The organism is Phenylobacterium sp. (assembly GCF_030693405.1).
GTDB lineage: Bacteria > Pseudomonadota > Alphaproteobacteria > Caulobacterales > Caulobacteraceae > Phenylobacterium.
On record NZ_JAUYAW010000011.1, the window covers coordinates 1 to 15359 of the forward strand.

Consider the following 15359-nt stretch of genomic DNA (forward strand, 5'->3'; position numbering starts at 1 on the left):
CCGGGGCGTTTTGCATTCAGTCCGACACGGTCAGGCGTCGCGCGTGGCGCCGACCCGCTGGGCCAGGGAGGCGCCCATGAATTCATCCAGATCACCATCCAGCACGCCCTGGGTGTCCGAGGTCTCCACGTTGGTCCGCAGGTCCTTGACCATCTGATAGGGCTGCAGGACGTAGGAGCGGATCTGGTGTCCCCAGCCGATGTCGGTCTTCTGGTCTTCCAGGGCCTGCTGCTCGGCTTCCCGGCGCTGAAGTTCACGCTCATAGAGCCTGGCGCGCAGCATCTTCCAGGCCTCTTCCCGGTTGGCGTGCTGCGAGCGGCCCGCCTGGCAGGCCACCACCACGCCGGTGGGAATGTGCGTCAGCCGCACGGCGGAATCGGTCTTGTTGATGTGCTGGCCGCCGGCGCCCGAGGCCCGGTAGGTGTCGGTCCGCACGTCGGCCGGATTGATCTCGATCTCGATCGTGTCGTCGACGACCGGGAACACCCAGACCGAGGCGAAGCTGGTATGGCGCTTGGCGTTCGAGTCGAAGGGTGAAATCCGCACCAGCCGGTGGACCCCGGCCTCGGTCTTCAGCCAGCCATAGGCGTTGGCGCCCTTGACCTGCAGGGTCGCCGACTTGATCCCGGCCTGCTCGCCCGACGTCTCTTCGATCAGCTCGACGCTCATGCCGTGCTGCTGGGCCCAGCGGCTGTACATGCGCAACAGCATGCCGGCCCAGTCGTTGGACTCCGTCCCGCCGGCCCCGGAATTGATTTCCACATAGGCGTCATTGCCGTCAGCCTCGCCAGACAGCAGAGCCTCCAGCTCCGCGCGGGCGGACCGGTCTTTGATCGCCTTCAGCTCATCGCGGGCCTCGTCAAGGCTGGCCTCATCGCCCTCCTCGTCGGCCATTTCGGCCAGGGCCAGGGCGTCCTCCAGGCCACGTTCAAGCGTGCGCACAGCGTCCACCTGCCCGGCCAGACGCTGGCGTTCGCGCATCAGGGCCTGGGCCTCAGCCGCATTGTCCCACAGGGTCGGATCCTCGACCCGGGCGTTCAGCTCATCGAGATGACGAAGGGCTGGTTCCCAGTCAAAGACGCCTCCTGAGCAGTCCGATGGACTGCTCGATGTCGGCCGCCATGGCCTCGACATCCGCTCTCATGGATCGCTCCTGGCAATCGGTGAACCCCCGCGACGCAAGGCTGCGGGGGCATCAGGGGGCCGCGGGGATAACGCGGCCGAGGGGCTAATACAATCCGCTCATCTCATCGGCCGGGGCCGCGGCCTCGCCAGCATTGCCAGCCCCGCTCACCCGTCCATCGGGCCAGACCTTGTTATAGGGCATGGGACCGCTCGACCCGGGGGTCACGCTCTGGGTCGGGGCCCGGGGCTCGGTCCCAGGGCGGAAGGCCTCGCGAATGCCCCGGACGGTGGCGTACTTGGCGTTCTCAGGCGCCTGGAAGTCCGTCTCCGGCACGCCCTTGACGGCCTCCTGCATGAAGGCGGTGAAGATCGGCGTCGCCGCCGTCGTTCCCGTCTCGCCAAAGCCCAGGGGCCGGTTGTCGTCGAAGCCGATGAACACGCCGGCCACGATCTGCGGCGTGAAGCCTACGAACCAGGCGCTGCGATACTCGTTGGTCGTGCCGGTCTTACCGCCCACCGGGCGCCCCAACACCGAGACCGAGGTCGCCGTACCGCGCTGGACGACGCCCTGCAGCATGGAGGTGATCTGATAGGCGGTGATCGGGTCCATCACCTGCTCGCCGGCCAGGGGCACGCGAGGGCTCTCATCGCCATTGAAACCCGCGGCGCAGCGCGGACAGTCGCGCCGGTCGGCCCGGTAGATCACCTTGCCCTCCCTGTCCTGCACCAGCTCGATCAGATGCGGCTCAATCCGGCGGCCGCCGTTCACGAATGCGGCATAGGCCGCGGTCAGCCGGAACGGGGTGGTTTCTCCGGCGCCCAGGGACATGGCCAGGACTGGGTCCATCTTGTCGACGACCCCCATTCGCACCGCCAGGTCGCTGATCTTGCGCATGCCCACGCCCTGGGCCAGGCGAACGGTCATGGCGTTGCGCGACAACTCAAGCCCGCGACGGAGGGTCAGGGCGCCATAGTACTGGCGATTGTAGTTCTCCGGGGTCCAGGTCTCTCCTTGCCGGCCTTGAAGGGTGATCATCGAATCCATGACCACGCTGGCCGGGGTGTAGTCGTCCTCAAGGGCGGCGGCGTAGACGATCGGCTTGAAGGCCGAGCCCGGCTGGCGCATGGCCTGGGTGGCTCGGTTGAAGTTCGACAGGGAGAAGGAATAGCCCCCGACCATGGCCAGGACCCGGCCAGAATGGGGTTCGATGGCCACCAACGCGCCGTTCACCTGGGGAACCTGGCGCAGCCGGAACGGTCCGCCGTCGCCCTCGGTGGGCTCAACAAAGACCAGATCGCCCACGGCGAGCCCCTTGCCGGCCCGGGCCCAGGACACGTCCTGACTGACCAGGGGCCCGGCGGCCCCGCTTTCGGCGACTTCAACCTGGATATCGCCGCCAGCCACGCGGGTGACGGCGGCGGCGCGCCAGCGGCGGCGCTCGGCCGGCGCGGCGGCATTGCGGGCGACCGCCTGCCAGCCGTCGTTCAGCTCGACCTTGCCCCACGCCCCCCGCCAGCCATGCCGGCGATCGTAGGCCTCCAGCCCGTCCATCAGCGCCACCCGGGCGGCCGTCTGCAGGGCCGGATCGAGGGTGGTGCGCATATAGTAGCCGCCCTCATTGAGGCGCGGCCCAAGGGTTTCGAGACCCCGACGGCGGACCTCCTCGACGAAATAATCGGCATCCCGGTACTTGGCCCGCGTCGGGGCGGCCTGGACCACCAGATCCTGAGCCTTCGCCTCGGCGGCCTGGGCCTCGGTGATCCATTCCAGGTCGGCCATCTCGCCAATCACCCAGTTGCGGCGCGCGATTGCGGCGGCCTTGCGACGCTGGGGATGGTAGTTCTGCGGCCCCTTGGGCAAGGCCGCCAGATAGGCCGCCTCGGCCACGGTCAGGTCGGTGATCGACTTGCCGAAATAGTTGTAGGCCGCGGCCCCCACGCCGTAGGAGCGGTAGCCGAGCCAGATCTCGTTCAGATAGAGCTCGAGAATCTGCTCCTTGCTGAGCGTCTTCTCCAGCCGCTGGGCGAGCACGGCTTCCTTGAACTTGCGACCGATGGTGGCGTCGCTGGTCAGCAGGACGTTCTTGGCCACCTGCTGGGTGATGGTCGAGCCGCCCTCGAGGCGCCGGCCCTGAACGGCGTTGAGGACGTTCTTCATCATCGCCCGGGTCAGGCCCATGGCGTCGACGCCGCCATGCTGGAAGAAGTTGCGATCCTCCGCGGCCATGAAGGCTTGCACCATGTGCGGCGGCATCTGGTCGTAGGGCACATAGATCCGGCGTTCCCGAGAGAACTCGCCGATCAGGGTGCCATCCCAGGCATAGGCGCGCGTTGAGGTGGGCGGACGATAGTCCACCAGATCCCCGGCGTCGGGCATGTCATGGAACAGCCAGGCGGCGTAGATCGCCACGGCGAAGCCCGCCACGGCGATCAGGCTCAGAACCGCAACGCCGGCGATCGCGACCCATCTCTCTGGGGGATGCAACTGTGCTGACCTCCGCAGGCGCCCTCGCCTGTCAGACCGTCATCTAACGCGCAACAGCCCGGGCGCCAACGGCCGCGACGCTGAGCGCCGTAGAGGTCCTGCCTCAGCGGGCCGCGAGCTGGCCTTGCTGTGCGAAATAGTCGTCGATGGCGTCGCCAATCGCATTCATGAAGCGGGTCCGCCGGGCGCCGTCCAGCAGATTGGCCTCGTCGTGCACATTGGTCATGAAGCCCATTTCGAGCAGGATGGCCGGGACGTCAGGCGCCAGCAGAACTACGAATCCCGCGTCCCGATGGCTGCGACGCAGCAGAGGCATGTGCGGGTCGGCCCGGGCCAGCACCAGCTCGGCGAAGGTCGCTGAGCGGTTCTTGGTCGCCCTCTGGGTGAGATCGAACAGGATGTCACGAACACCCTGATCACCGCCGCTGAGGCTGGTGTTCATGAACCAATCGTCCTTGGACACGAACTTGGCCGCCCGGCCCGAGGCCTGTTCCGACAGGGTGTAGACCGAAGTGCCGCGGGTGGTGGCGTCGGCGCCCGCGTCAGCGTGCAGAGAGATAAAAAGGTCAGCACCGGCCCGGCGCGCGATCTGCACCCGGCTTTCCAGGGGCACATAGACATCGCTACTGCGAGTCATGACGACCTTGTACTTGCCGCTGCGCACCAGTCTGTCCTGCAGGGCGAGGGCCGCGGCAAGGGTCACGTCCTTCTCGAAGCCCCGGGCGCCGCGGGCGCCAGGGTCACGTCCCCCATGGCCAGCGTCGATCACAACCACCTTCTTTAGCGGCAGCGGCTTGGCGGCCGTGGGTGTCGGGCGTCGGGCGGGGCGGGAAACGAAGGTCGCGGTGGGCGGACCGACCGCGGCGATGTCGATCACGTAGCGATAATGGCTGACGCCATCGGCGGGCGGCAGCAGGAAGCGCCGCTTGATGACACCAGCGCTTGTCAGGTCCACCTGCAGCCGGGCGGCGCCCTGCGAATTGTCGATCATCCACGCCTTGACCAAGCCCCGGCCAGAGCCCTGAAGGCTGGCCCCGGCCTCGACGCCCGGCAGGGAGAGAACCACACGACCGCCCTCGCCATCCTGGCTCACCTTGCCGGTGGCCCCGCGATCCAGGTCGATGACAAGACGGGTCTCGGCGCCGTCGCCGCCCAAGCGTACGCCCAGCACCCCAGCCCCCGGGGCCGCAGCGTGGGACACAGCGACAACCGCCAGGCCGCCCAGGGTCGCCACGGCGACACCGGCGCACAGCAGCCGCGCCTTCCGGAAGACCCTGCCCAGCCTTGCGAGCATACGCTTACACACCCACCAAACGTTTCTGCGACGTTGAACCTCTCTTAAAGCCCATCCCCGTGGAAAAAGGGTTAAGCGCCCCTGCGCCACGAGGACGGCTTTCCTTTTTTCCTTCGGTGTTGCAAAGTCGCCCCGCGCAAGGAGGGGCCTGACTCACATGCCCGCCATTCCGCGCGAACACCTGCGTCGGCCCGACCGAAGTTCGGCGACGACGCTCCACCGATCCCCGCCTTGCAGGCGTGACTAGGACACACCCATGGGCAGCGTCGCACGAGCCCCATTCCGGCGTCTGGCCGGCCTCGCGGCCGCCTCCGTCGCTGTGAACAGAGACCCTGCACGCGCCCTCATGATTAGCCGGCAGCGCCCGAACGCAAGTTTCGTGGCGCGCCGTGGAGACTCACTAAATGTCGAAGAAGATGCTTATCGATGCGGCCCACGCCGAAGAGACGCGTGTGGTTCTCATCGACGGAACGCGCGTTGAAGATTTTGATTTCGAGAGCAAGAACCGGAAACAGCTCAGAGGGAATATCTACCTCGCCAAGGTGACCCGTGTGGAGCCCAGTCTCCAGGCGGCCTTTATTGAGTACGGCGGCAACCGTCACGGGTTCCTCGCCTTCAATGAAATTCATCCGGACTACTATCAAATCCCGGTCGCCGACCGGGAAGCGCTGATGCGTGAAGAGGCCGAGGAGGACGACTCCTTCGAGCCCGCAAGCCGCAGCGCCGATCCGGATGATGAGGACGCTGAAGCCACCGTCGATGAAGACGATGTGATGGAAGAAGAGGTCGCCCGTCGTCGCCGGCGCCTCATGCGCAAGTACAAGATCCAGGAAGTGATCCGTCGCCGGCAGATCATGCTGGTTCAGGTCGTCAAGGAAGAGCGCGGCAACAAGGGCGCGGCGCTGACCACCTATCTGTCGCTGGCCGGTCGTTATGGCGTCCTGATGCCCAACACCGCCCGGGGCGGCGGCATCAGCCGCAAGATCACCACGGCCACTGACCGCAAGCGCCTGAAGAGCGTCGTCCAGGGCCTGGACGTGCCGCAGGGCATGGGCCTGATCGTCCGCACCGCTGGCGCCAAGCGCACCAAGGCCGAGATCAAGCGCGACTACGAGTACCTTCTGCGTCTGTGGGAGAATATTCGCGAGAACACTCTGCACTCCATCGCGCCCGCCCTCATCTATGAGGAAGAGGACTTGGTGAAGCGGGCGATCCGCGACCTCTATGACAAGGATATCGACGGCGTGTTCGTCGAGGGCGAGGCCGGCTTCAAGGAAGCGCGCGACTTCATGCGCATGCTGATGCCGTCCCAGGCCAAGAAGGTGCAGCTCTACCGCGACCCTGAGCCCCTCTTCGTCAAGTACAAGGTCGAGGACCACCTTTCGCAGATCTACAGCCCCGTCGTGCCCCTGCGGTCTGGCGGCTATCTGGTGATCAACCAAACCGAGGCCCTGGTGGCCGTCGATGTGAACTCCGGCAAGTCGACCCGTGAGCGCAACATTGAAGCCACCGCGCTCAAGACGAACCTGGAGGCCGCCGAAGAGACGGCACGGCAGCTCCGCCTGCGCGACCTCGCGGGCCTGATCGTCATCGACTTCATCGACATGGATGAGTCGAAGAACAATCGCGCCGTCGAGAAGAAGCTCAAGGACGCCCTGAAGGACGACCGCGCCCGCATCCAGATGGGCAAGATCAGCGGGTTCGGCCTGATGGAGATCAGCCGTCAGCGCCGCCGCACCGGCGTGCTGGAAGGCACGACCCATGTCTGCGAGCACTGCAATGGCACCGGCCGGGTCCGCTCCGTCGAGTCCAGCGCGCTGGCCACCCTCCGCGCCCTGGAGATCGAGGCCCTCAAGGGCGGCGGCGAGGCCACCCTGAAGGCGCCCCGCGCCGTGGCCCTCTACATCCTCAATGAGAAGCGCGCCCATCTGGCCCGCATCCACGAGACCTTTGGCCTGTTCGTCACCGTGGTGGTGGACGACGCCATGCCCCACGCCGATTACGAGATCGAGCGCACGGCCAGCGAGACCCGTCCCGACCACGCCATCCCGATCCCCTCGGCCAGGTCGCGCCTTGAGCCCCTTGAGGACGACGGCTTCGACGATTCCTTCGAGGATGAGGACGAAGACGAGGAAGACGAGGACGAGGACGAGGGCGAGGACGAAAGCCCGGCCCCCGCCCGCTCCGCTGTCGTCGCTGATGACGATGATGACGACGATGAGGGCGAGTCCCGCGAGGAAGCCTCCGGCGAGGATGACGCCGATGGCCGAACCCGTGGCCGGGGTCGCCGTCGCCGCCGCCGTGGCGGTCGTCGCGACGAGGAAGAACGGGCGCCCGCGCCAGAGGCCGACACCCGCCTAGAGGACGAGAATGGCGGCCGTCGCCGTCGCCGCGGTCGCCGCGGCGGCCGGCGCCTGCGCGAGGATCGTCCCGGCGAGGCTTTCGCCTGGGTCCGTCCCTGGGTCCCCTATGGCGAAGACCCCTTCGTTTGGTTCGACCTCTCGGAAGACCCCCGTATGGCGGTCCCCGAGGTCACGACCGGCGCCATCGCCGCCCAGGCCCCTGCCCCGGAGCCGTCCGCAACGGCCGAACAGTCTGAGGCGCCCATCACCCGCGCCCCGGTCCACGCCTCCGGCGAGGACGATGTCTGGGTCGAGCTCCCCGAGCCCGAGGACAAGCCCAAGCGGCGGCGCAGCCGCGGCAAGGCCAAGTCCCCGGCGGCCGAGGCCGTAGAGGCCGCGTCGCCGGAGGCCGCCATCGAGGCTCCCGAAGGTGTTGCGGAGGCTGAAGCCCCCGTCATCACCGCCGAGGAGACGCCCGCCGCCGAGCCGGCCAAGCCCAAGCGCACCCGGACTCGCCGCAAGGCCGAGCCCAAGGCCGAAGCCGATGCCGTGGCCGAAGTGATCGCCGAGGCGGCTGAGGAATCCGCCCCGGTCGCAGCGCAACCTGCACCGCAACTGGAGGCTCAACCGGAACCGCAGCCCGCGCCCGCGCCCGCACCCGTGGCTACGCCGGCCCCGCAGCCGGTGGAAACCGTCGCGGCCACCGAACCGGCCGGGCCCGATCCGGCTGAGATCACCGCTCCGCCCGCCAAGCCCCGCCGTGGCTGGTGGCGGCGCGGCTGACGGGTTAGTCTGCAGATGGGCAGGGGGGAAGCGAGCAAGAGAGTGTGCATGGCCTCCCCCCTGCCTATCCCGTTCCCAGGTGCGTTTCTTCGCCAACTGAAGCCGGTTCGGCGCCTCGCCGGACGGCTCGCCCTGGCCGCGACCCTGGCGCTCGCCCCCCTCGCCGCCCAGGCGCAGCAGGGGAAGGGCCTGTCCCTCATCCGGGACACCGAGATCGAGGCGATTCTCGAAGCCGATTCCCGCCCGATCCTAGAGGCCGCCGGCATCAATCCCGACAGCATCGAGATCCTGCTGATCGGCAGCCGCGAACTCAACGCCTTCGCCGCACCCGGCACCATGGGTTTCTTCACGGGCCTGATCCTCGAGTCGGAAAACCCCAATCAGCTTCAGGGCGTCATCGCCCACGAGGTCGGTCACCTGGCCGCGGGTCATAGCGCGCGTTCTGGAGAAATGCAGAGGGCCGGCATGCAGCCCTTCCTGCTGACCATGGGCCTCGGCGTCCTGGCCGCCTTCGCCGGCGCCGGCGACGCCGCCATCGCCCTTATGGGCAGCGCCAGCCAGTTCGGAACCCTGGCGGCCCTGGGCTACAGCCGCGAACAGGAAAGCCGCGCCGACCAGGCGGGCCTCAACATCCTCGACCGGGCCGGCCTCTCAGGCCGGGGCCTGGTCGAGTTCTTCGACAATTTCCGCTATCAGGAGGTCTTCCAGGAAGCCCGGCGCTACGCCTATTTCCGCAGCCACCCCCTGTCGTCTGAGCGGATCGACACCCTGCGCCGCAAGGCCGAAACCCTGCCCGACTGGGACAAGGTCGACAGCGATGAGGCCATGGAGCGGCACCGCATCATGCAGGCCAAGCTGCAGGGCTTCCTCAATCCGCAGCGGGCCATCGTCGACTATAGCGAAGCCGACAAGAGCTATCCGGCCCGCTACGCCCGGGCCATCGCCTACTACCAGATGAAGGAGCCGGACCAAGCCCTGCGGTTGATCGAAGCCCTGCTCACCGAGCAGCCGGAAAACGCCTATCTCTGGGAGCTGAAGGGCCAGATTCTGTTCGAGTTCGGACGCACCGCCGAGGCCGAGGCGCCTCAGCGCCGGTCAGTTGAGCTGATGCCCGAGGCCCCGCTGCTGCGGGTCAATCTCGGCCAGACCCTGATCGCCATGAACGACGACGCCAAGCTGGACGAGGGCATCAATGAACTGCGCAAGGCCCTGACCCAGGAGAACGACAACGCCGTGGCCTGGCGTCTGCTGGCCGAGGGCCATGATCGCCGGGGCGAGGACGGCGCGGCGCGACTGGCGACCGCGGAGTACAATTTCCATGTGGGCGATCGCCAGCAGGCTCGCGTCTTCGCCATGCGGGCCAGGGATCTGTTGACCCGCGACACCCCTGAATGGCGCCGCGCGACCGATATCGTCCTGACCTCGAACCCGTCCCGCGACGACCTGCGCGAGCTCGCCCAGGAAGGCGCGATCCGCTCTGGCTCCGTTCGCTAGCCGGCGACCTTGGCCAACAGGGTCGCAACCGGCGCCAAACATCCCTATCTGGTTTCCCGATGAGAAAATCCTTGCCTGTCCTCGCGGCGCTCTGCGCCTCCACCCTGGCGCTGGCCGCCTGTGACCGCACCGGCGACGACGCCTTTGGCGAAAAGGTTCGCGCCTATCTGATCGAAAACCCCGAGGTGATCGAAGAGGCGGTGCAGGCGCTCGGAAAGAAACGCGAGACCGAAGCGGCCCAGGCGGCCACCTCGGCGATCGAGACGCACCGGGCGGCGTTGGAACAGGATCCGCGGGACTTCGTGGCCAATCCCAACGGGACCATCACCGTCACCGAGTTCTTCGATTACCGCTGTGGCTACTGCAAGATCGCCGCGACCGAGATGGCCAGCATCATCGAGCAGAACCCGGACGTACGGGTGGTGTTCAAGGAGTTCCCGATCTTCGGTGAACAGTCCGACGAAACCGCCGCCATCATGCTCACTGACCTGGCCAAGCCCAAGACGCTGGAGCTGCACGAGCGGCTGATGGCTGAAAAGTCCCTGGACGATGCGGCGCTCGACCGCCACCTGCGCGCCGTCGGGATCGACCCGGCCGCCGCCCGCAAAGCCGCCCAGGCGCCGGCCATCCAGCAGCAGCTGGTGGACACCCATGAACTGGCCGCCAGCCTGGGGATCAACGGCACCCCGGCTTTCGTGATCGGGAACCGCCTGATCTCCGGCGCGGACATGGAGGCGGTCAAGGCCGCCATCACCTCCGCCCAGGCCGAGAAGATCGCGGGCTAGATCAGTCCGGCCAGGGGCGAAGACGGATCGGCGTACATCCGCTTAGGCATGCGCCCGGCCAGGTAGGCCTCGCGCCCAGCGATGACCGCATGGCGCATGGCGCTGGCCATCAGGATCGGATCGCGCGCCTCGGCGATGGCAGTGTTCATGAGCACCGCATCGCAGCCCAGCTCCATGGCCACGGCAGCGTCAGAGGCCGTGCCCACCCCGGCGTCCACCAGCACCGGCACCTTGGACTGCTCGATGATCAGGCCGAGGTTCAGCATGTTCTGGATGCCGCGGCCTGAACCGATGGGCGCGCCCAACGGCATGATGGCGGCGGCGCCTGCCTCCTCCAGCTTCAGCGCATAGACCGGATCATCGCTGCAATAGACCATCACCTCGAAGCCGTCGGCGATCAGCAGCTTCAGGGCCCGCAGGGTCTCCTCCATGTCGGGCAGCAGGTGTTTTGTGTTGGACAGCACCTCGAGCTTGACCAGGTTCCAGCCGCCGGCCTCCCGGGCCAGGCGCAGGGTGCGGACCGCATCCTCGCCGGTGAAGCAGCCGGCGGTGTTGGGCAGGAAGGTGAAGCGGTCAGGCTTCACATGGTCCACCAGCATCGGCTGGCTGGGGTCAGACAGGTTCACCCGGCGGATCGCCACCGTGACGATCTCGGCCCCGGCCGCCTCGGCGGCGGCGGCGTTGGTGGCGTAGTCCTTGTATTTGCCCGTTCCGACGATGAGCCGCGAGGTGAAGGTGCGGCCGGCGACGCTCCAGGTGTCTGCGGCGCTCAGGGTCGGGGTCCCGATGTCGTCCATGTCAGCCGCCTCCGATGAAGTGCACGATCTCGATCCGGTCGCCGTCGGCCACCGGGGTCTGCTCATAGGCCGAGCGCGGCACGATCTCCAGATTACGCTCGATCGCCACCTTTCGGGGATCAAGCCCCAGGGTCGTGACCAGCGCGGCCAGATGCGGCAGGGGCGCCATGGCGCGGGCTTCGCCGTTGATGGTCAGGTTCATGCTCAACTCTCGCCGCGCCTTGGGGCTTGCGGTGCTTGTGACCCCCGCCTGCGACCGTTACAAGACAGCGGAATCGCCGGCGGAGCCGAATGTCCAAACCGATCTATGTGCTGAGCGGCCCCAATCTCAACCTCCTGGGCGTCCGCGAGCCTCAGATTTATGGCAAAGAGACCCTGGACGACGTTCGCAAGGCCTGCGAGCGCCGGGCGCAGGCCCTTGGCCGGACGATCGAGTTCCGTCAGTCCAATCATGAGGGTGTGCTGATCGACTGGGTGCAGGAGGCGCGAACCGCCGCCAGCGCCCTGGTGATCAATCCTGCAGGCTACGGCCACACCTCCATCGCTCTGCTCGACGCACTGAAGACTCTCGAGGTCCCCATCGTCGAGTGCCACCTTTCGAACCCGGCGGCGCGCGAGACGTTCCGCCGCCATACCTATGTGTCCCTCGCTGCGACGGGAGTCGTGTCCGGCTTCGGCGTGGCGAGCTATGAACTGGCCGTCGAGGCCGCAGCGCGTCTCAGCGCCTGACGCCTCCCAGCAGCAAGGGTCCTATCCATGGCTAGCAGCCCCAAGGCTTCCGCCGATCCGCTTGACGCACGTCTGGTGCGCACACTGGCCGACATCCTCAACGAAACGGGACTGTCGGAGATCGAGGTCGAGCGCGACGGGCTGAAAGTCCGCGTCGCCCGCCAGGTGTCGGTCACCGCCACGGTCGCCGCCCCCGCCCCCGCGCCTGCCACCGCCGCCGCGGTTGAAGCCCCCGCCGCCCCTGCCGCGCCGGTGCGTGCGGCTGGTGACGCGGTGAATTCGCCGATGGTCGGCACCGTCTATCTTCAGCCCCAGCCGGGCTCCCCCAGCTTCGTCAAGGTCGGCGACACGGTCACCGCCGGCCAGACCCTGATGATCATCGAAGCCATGAAGACCATGAACCCGATCCCGGCGCCGCGCGCCGGCAAGGTGGTCGAGATCCTGGTTTCCGACGCCCAGCCCGTCGAGTTCGGCGAGCCGCTCGTCATCATCGAGTAGTTCGATGTTTGAAAAAATCCTGATCGCCAACCGGGGCGAGATCGCTCTGCGTATCCACCGGGCCTGCAAGGAGATGGGCATCTCCACGGTCGCGGTGCATTCCGAGGCCGATTCCGGCGCCATGTGGGTGCGGCTGGCCGACGAAAGCGTCTGCATCGGCCCGGCCTCGGCGGCCAAGAGCTATCTCAACATCCCGGCCATCATCGCCGCGGCCGAGATCACCGGCGCCCAGGCGATCCATCCGGGCTACGGCTTCCTGTCGGAGAACGCCCGGTTCGCCGACATCGTCGGCGCCCACGGCTTCACCTTCATCGGGCCCAAGCCCGAGCACATCCAGATGATGGGCGACAAGATCACGGCCAAGCAGGCGGTGATGCGGGCCGGCATTCCGGTCGTCCCCGGCTCGGCCGGCGCATTGACCACCGAGGAAGAGGCCATCGCCGCGGCCGACGAGATCGGCTTTCCCGTCCTGATCAAGGCCGCCGCTGGCGGCGGCGGGCGCGGCATGAAGGTGGCCCTCGACCGCGAGAGTCTGGCCGAGGCCGTGTCGACCGCCAGGTCAGAGGCCAAGGCGGCCTTTGGCGACGATGCGGTCTATATGGAGCGCTATCTCCAGAAGCCCCGCCATATCGAGATCCAGGTCATCGCCGACTCCTTCGGCAATGTCTGCCACCTGGGCGAGCGCGACTGCTCTCTGCAGCGTCGCCACCAGAAGGTGCTGGAGGAGGCCCCTTCCCCCGCCATCGACGCTGCGACCCGCAGCAAGATCGGCAAAGTGGTGGTCGATGCGATCAAGGCCATCGGCTATCTCGGCGTCGGCACCATCGAGTTCCTGTATGAGAACGGCGAGTTCTTCTTCATCGAGATGAACACCCGCCTGCAGGTGGAGCATCCGGTCACCGAGGCCATCACCGGCATCGACCTGGTGCGCGAACAGATCCGCATCGCCGCGGGTCTGCCGCTGTCCTTCACCCAGGAGCAGGTGGTCTTCGAAGGCCACGCCATCGAGTGTCGGATCAACGCGGAGAACGCGCGCACCTTCACCCCGTCGCCGGGCCGGATCACCGACTTCCACGCGCCTGGCGGCCTTGGGGTTCGCCTGGATTCGGCGGTCTATGCCGGCTACGTCATCCCGCCCTTCTATGACAGCCTGATCGGCAAGCTGATCGTGCACGGTCGCGATCGCGAGGAGTGTCTGGCCCGGGTGAACCGTTGCCTGGGCGAGATGGTCGTGGGCGGGGTCGATACGACCATTCCGCTCTTCCAGGACCTGATCCACCAGCCCGAGATCATCGCCGGGGACTACAACATCCATTGGCTGGAAAAGTGGATCAAGGCGCAGGCTGACGAAGCCTGAGGTCATGGAGACCTTCGGTCCGGCGCAACTGCTGGCCTGCTACGCCCGGGGTGTCTTTCCCATGGCTGACGCCCGGGAGGACGATCAGATCTTCCTGGTCGATCCGGATCGCCGAGGCGTTCTGCCTCTGGTCGGCTTCCACGTCCCCCGGCGGCTCGCCCGGACAGTGCGGGCCGAACCGTTCCATATCCGCTTCGACAGCGCCTTCGACCAGGTTGTGGCGCTGTGCGCCGAGGCGGCGCCCGACCGCCGCGAAACCTGGATCAACCCGATCATCCAGGACCTCTACGGCCAGTTGTTCGCCATGGGGCGCGCCCACAGCGTCGAGTGCTGGCGCGACGGTCGGCTGGTGGGCGGACTGTACGGGGTATCGCTTGGCGGGGCCTTCTTCGGGGAAAGCATGTTCTCCCGGGCCACGGACGCCTCAAAGGTCGCCCTGGTGCACCTTGTCGCCCGGCTGATCCTCGGCGGCTACCGCTTGCTGGACGCGCAGTTCATCACCGACCATCTCAGCCAGTTCGACGCTGAGGAGATACCGAGGGCCGCCTATCATCGCCGCTTGGCCGAAGCCCTGCAGACGACGGGGGACTTTGGCGATCAACCCGCCCTGGCCGGCGTCGCCGCCCTGCAGGTGATCAGCCAGGCGTCGTAGACCGGATGTTCCAACGGGTTCAGGCCAGGCGCTGCGGCATACATCCAGCCACGAAAGATCTGCCGGGCCGGCGGGGTCGGCCGCCCAGCGACCGCTCGGGGCTGTGAGTCGACGGTCATATAGGCCATGGCGTCAGGGGCGCGCTCGTCGGGCGCCGACAGTTCGCAGGCCCGCACCGTGAAAACGAGGCTCTTGTAGCGGATGGGCTGCCCCACCGGCGCCTCAAAGCGGATTGTCTCGGCGCTCACCTTGTCCAGGGCCTGAATGATCGCCACGTCATAGCGCGCGCGCTTGATCGGCGGCTTTGGCTCTGGCGGAGGTTCCGGCGCGCGTGGGGTCTTGGGTTCAGGCTCGGCGGCGATTTCCGGCGCAGGCTCCGGCGGGGGCACAGGCAACGGCGCGATCGCCTCCGGCGCCGGCGACGGAGCTGCGGGCGGGGCGGTTGCAGGAGGCTCGGGCGCGGTTTGCGCCACGACGGCGCCCGCCGCCACCAGGGCGGTCAGGCTGACGCCCAGGATCAGGGGCCGCAGGCGGCGCATGGGCCCTATTCCGGAGTCCAGGGAATATAGTCGCCCGTCGCCTTCTGACGCTCCCCGCCCCGGGCCAGGGAGCCCTGCGGACGATAGGCATGGACGGTGCCGGTCAGGTTCGGGCGATGGTCCTTCTCCCAGGCCTGCCGCAGCAGGGGCTGAACCGTCGGGGGCTCATCGAAGGTGTAGTGCAGCCAGCCGTGCCATTCGGCCGGCACCTTGGAGGCCTCGGCATAGCCGGAATAGATCACCCAGCGGCGTTTGCGGCCATCGTAGGAATCCGAGGCGTCCTTGGCCTCGTAATAGCGGCTGCCATAGTCGTCCTGCCCGACGAAAACGCCACGGCGGCCGATGTGGAAGCGGGCCCCGAGGGTCGCGCCGTTCCACCAGGTGAAGATCGCTTTGAACACGTTGGACTGACCCGGCTGGCAGGAATTTCGCGCGGACTATAGGTCTCCGCCCCCAAACCGTCCAGCACCCCGCGCAAG

Annotated in this window: 14 protein-coding genes; 7 read left to right on the forward strand and 7 right to left on the reverse strand. The window is 67.4% G+C overall.

Features of this window, described 5'->3' with window-relative positions:
• Positions 1 to 30: 30 nt before the first annotated feature.
• From prfB to Q8N19_RS02570, 3 genes are all read right to left on the reverse strand, one after another.
• Positions 31 to 1144, reverse strand: a protein-coding gene (gene prfB / locus Q8N19_RS02560) for a peptide chain release factor 2 (RefSeq protein WP_305588076.1) whose coding sequence is annotated in 2 segments (ribosomal slippage) — positions 31 to 1074 and positions 1076 to 1144 — 1113 coding nt in all. Because the reading frame shifts where the segments join, the coding sequence is not laid out codon by codon here.
• A gap of 84 nt (positions 1145 to 1228) precedes the next feature.
• Positions 1229 to 3610, reverse strand: coding sequence for a penicillin-binding protein 1A (locus tag Q8N19_RS02565; RefSeq protein ID WP_305588077.1), 2382 nt, complete (start codon positions 3608 to 3610; stop codon positions 1229 to 1231).
• Positions 3611 to 3713: 103 nt separating this feature from the next.
• The gene (locus Q8N19_RS02570; RefSeq protein ID WP_305588078.1) at positions 3714 to 4904 is read right to left on the reverse strand and encodes an N-acetylmuramoyl-L-alanine amidase; all 1191 of its coding nucleotides are present in this window, start codon (positions 4902 to 4904) and stop codon (positions 3714 to 3716) included.
• Between the two features lie 404 nt (positions 4905 to 5308).
• On the opposite strand from Q8N19_RS02570, the gene Q8N19_RS02575 reads away from it, so the two are divergent.
• From Q8N19_RS02575 to Q8N19_RS02585, 3 genes are all read left to right on the forward strand, one after another.
• Positions 5309 to 8029 carry a ribonuclease E/G gene (locus Q8N19_RS02575; RefSeq protein ID WP_305588079.1) on the forward strand — a complete coding sequence of 907 codons (2721 nt, stop codon included), beginning with the start codon at positions 5309 to 5311 and terminating at the stop codon, positions 8027 to 8029.
• A gap of 48 nt (positions 8030 to 8077) precedes the next feature.
• Positions 8078 to 9523 carry a M48 family metalloprotease gene (locus Q8N19_RS02580; protein WP_305588080.1) on the forward strand — a complete coding sequence of 482 codons (1446 nt, stop codon included), beginning with the start codon at positions 8078 to 8080 and terminating at the stop codon, positions 9521 to 9523.
• Positions 9524 to 9594: 71 nt separating this feature from the next.
• Entirely contained in the window at positions 9595 to 10308 is a 714-nt protein-coding gene (locus Q8N19_RS02585; protein WP_305588081.1) for a DsbA family protein, read from the forward strand.
• On the opposite strand, the gene Q8N19_RS02590 is transcribed toward Q8N19_RS02585, so the two are convergent.
• Together Q8N19_RS02590 and thiS are read right to left on the reverse strand one after the other, a co-directional pair.
• Positions 10305 to 11105: a thiazole synthase gene (locus Q8N19_RS02590; protein WP_305588082.1), complete on the reverse strand. Its 801-nt coding sequence runs from the start codon at positions 11103 to 11105 to the stop codon at positions 10305 to 10307. The two genes, Q8N19_RS02585 and Q8N19_RS02590, sit on opposite strands and share 4 nt — an antisense overlap.
• A 1-nt stretch (position 11106) precedes the next feature.
• Positions 11107 to 11307, reverse strand: a complete 201-nt coding sequence (gene thiS / locus Q8N19_RS02595) for a sulfur carrier protein ThiS (protein WP_305588083.1) — start codon at positions 11305 to 11307, stop codon at positions 11107 to 11109.
• A gap of 89 nt (positions 11308 to 11396) precedes the next feature.
• Between thiS and aroQ the strand changes: the two genes are divergently transcribed.
• The 4 genes from aroQ to aat are packed head-to-tail and all read left to right on the forward strand — an operon-like array spanning position 11397 to position 14341.
• Positions 11397 to 11834, forward strand: coding sequence for a type II 3-dehydroquinate dehydratase (aroQ, locus tag Q8N19_RS02600; protein ID WP_305588084.1), 438 nt, complete (start codon positions 11397 to 11399; stop codon positions 11832 to 11834).
• A 27-nt stretch (positions 11835 to 11861) separates the two neighbouring features.
• Positions 11862 to 12332: an acetyl-CoA carboxylase biotin carboxyl carrier protein gene (gene accB / locus Q8N19_RS02605; protein WP_305588085.1), complete on the forward strand. Its 471-nt coding sequence runs from the start codon at positions 11862 to 11864 to the stop codon at positions 12330 to 12332.
• A gap of 4 nt (positions 12333 to 12336) precedes the next feature.
• Positions 12337 to 13689 (forward strand): acetyl-CoA carboxylase biotin carboxylase subunit, encoded by a 1353-nt coding sequence (accC, locus tag Q8N19_RS02610; RefSeq protein WP_305588086.1) that lies wholly within the window; start codon positions 12337 to 12339, stop codon positions 13687 to 13689.
• 4 nt (positions 13690 to 13693) lie between these two features.
• Positions 13694 to 14341: a leucyl/phenylalanyl-tRNA--protein transferase gene (gene aat / locus Q8N19_RS02615; protein WP_305588087.1), complete on the forward strand. Its 648-nt coding sequence runs from the start codon at positions 13694 to 13696 to the stop codon at positions 14339 to 14341.
• On the opposite strand, the gene Q8N19_RS02620 is transcribed toward aat, so the two are convergent.
• Positions 14287 to 14880 (reverse strand): DUF2155 domain-containing protein, encoded by a 594-nt coding sequence (locus Q8N19_RS02620; protein WP_305588088.1) that lies wholly within the window; start codon positions 14878 to 14880, stop codon positions 14287 to 14289. The two genes, aat and Q8N19_RS02620, sit on opposite strands and share 55 nt — an antisense overlap.
• Before the next feature lie 5 nt (positions 14881 to 14885).
• Positions 14886 to 15281, reverse strand: coding sequence for an NADH:ubiquinone oxidoreductase subunit NDUFA12 (locus Q8N19_RS02625; RefSeq protein WP_305588089.1), 396 nt, complete (start codon positions 15279 to 15281; stop codon positions 14886 to 14888).
• Positions 15282 to 15359: the final 78 nt, after the last annotated feature.

Bases quoted from the DNA above. Each gene is read 5' to 3' on its own strand.
- Q8N19_RS02570 (WP_305588078.1), bottom strand. From the start codon at position 4,904: ATGCTCGCAAGGCTGGGCAGGGTCTTCCGGAAGGCGCGGCTGCTGTGC.
- Q8N19_RS02575 (WP_305588079.1), top strand. From the start codon at position 5,309: ATGTCGAAGAAGATGCTTATCGATGCGGCCCACGCCGAAGAGACGCGT.
- Q8N19_RS02580 (WP_305588080.1), top strand. From the start codon at position 8,078: ATGGCCTCCCCCCTGCCTATCCCGTTCCCAGGTGCGTTTCTTCGCCAA.
- Q8N19_RS02590 (WP_305588082.1), bottom strand. From the start codon at position 11,105: ATGGACGACATCGGGACCCCGACCCTGAGCGCCGCAGACACCTGGAGC.
- thiS (WP_305588083.1), bottom strand. From the start codon at position 11,307: ATGAACCTGACCATCAACGGCGAAGCCCGCGCCATGGCGCCCCTGCCG.
- aroQ (WP_305588084.1), top strand. From the start codon at position 11,397: ATGTCCAAACCGATCTATGTGCTGAGCGGCCCCAATCTCAACCTCCTG.
- accB (WP_305588085.1), top strand. From the start codon at position 11,862: ATGGCTAGCAGCCCCAAGGCTTCCGCCGATCCGCTTGACGCACGTCTG.
- accC (WP_305588086.1), top strand. From the start codon at position 12,337: ATGTTTGAAAAAATCCTGATCGCCAACCGGGGCGAGATCGCTCTGCGT.
- aat (WP_305588087.1), top strand. From the start codon at position 13,694: ATGGAGACCTTCGGTCCGGCGCAACTGCTGGCCTGCTACGCCCGGGGT.
- Q8N19_RS02620 (WP_305588088.1), bottom strand. From the start codon at position 14,880: ATGCGCCGCCTGCGGCCCCTGATCCTGGGCGTCAGCCTGACCGCCCTG.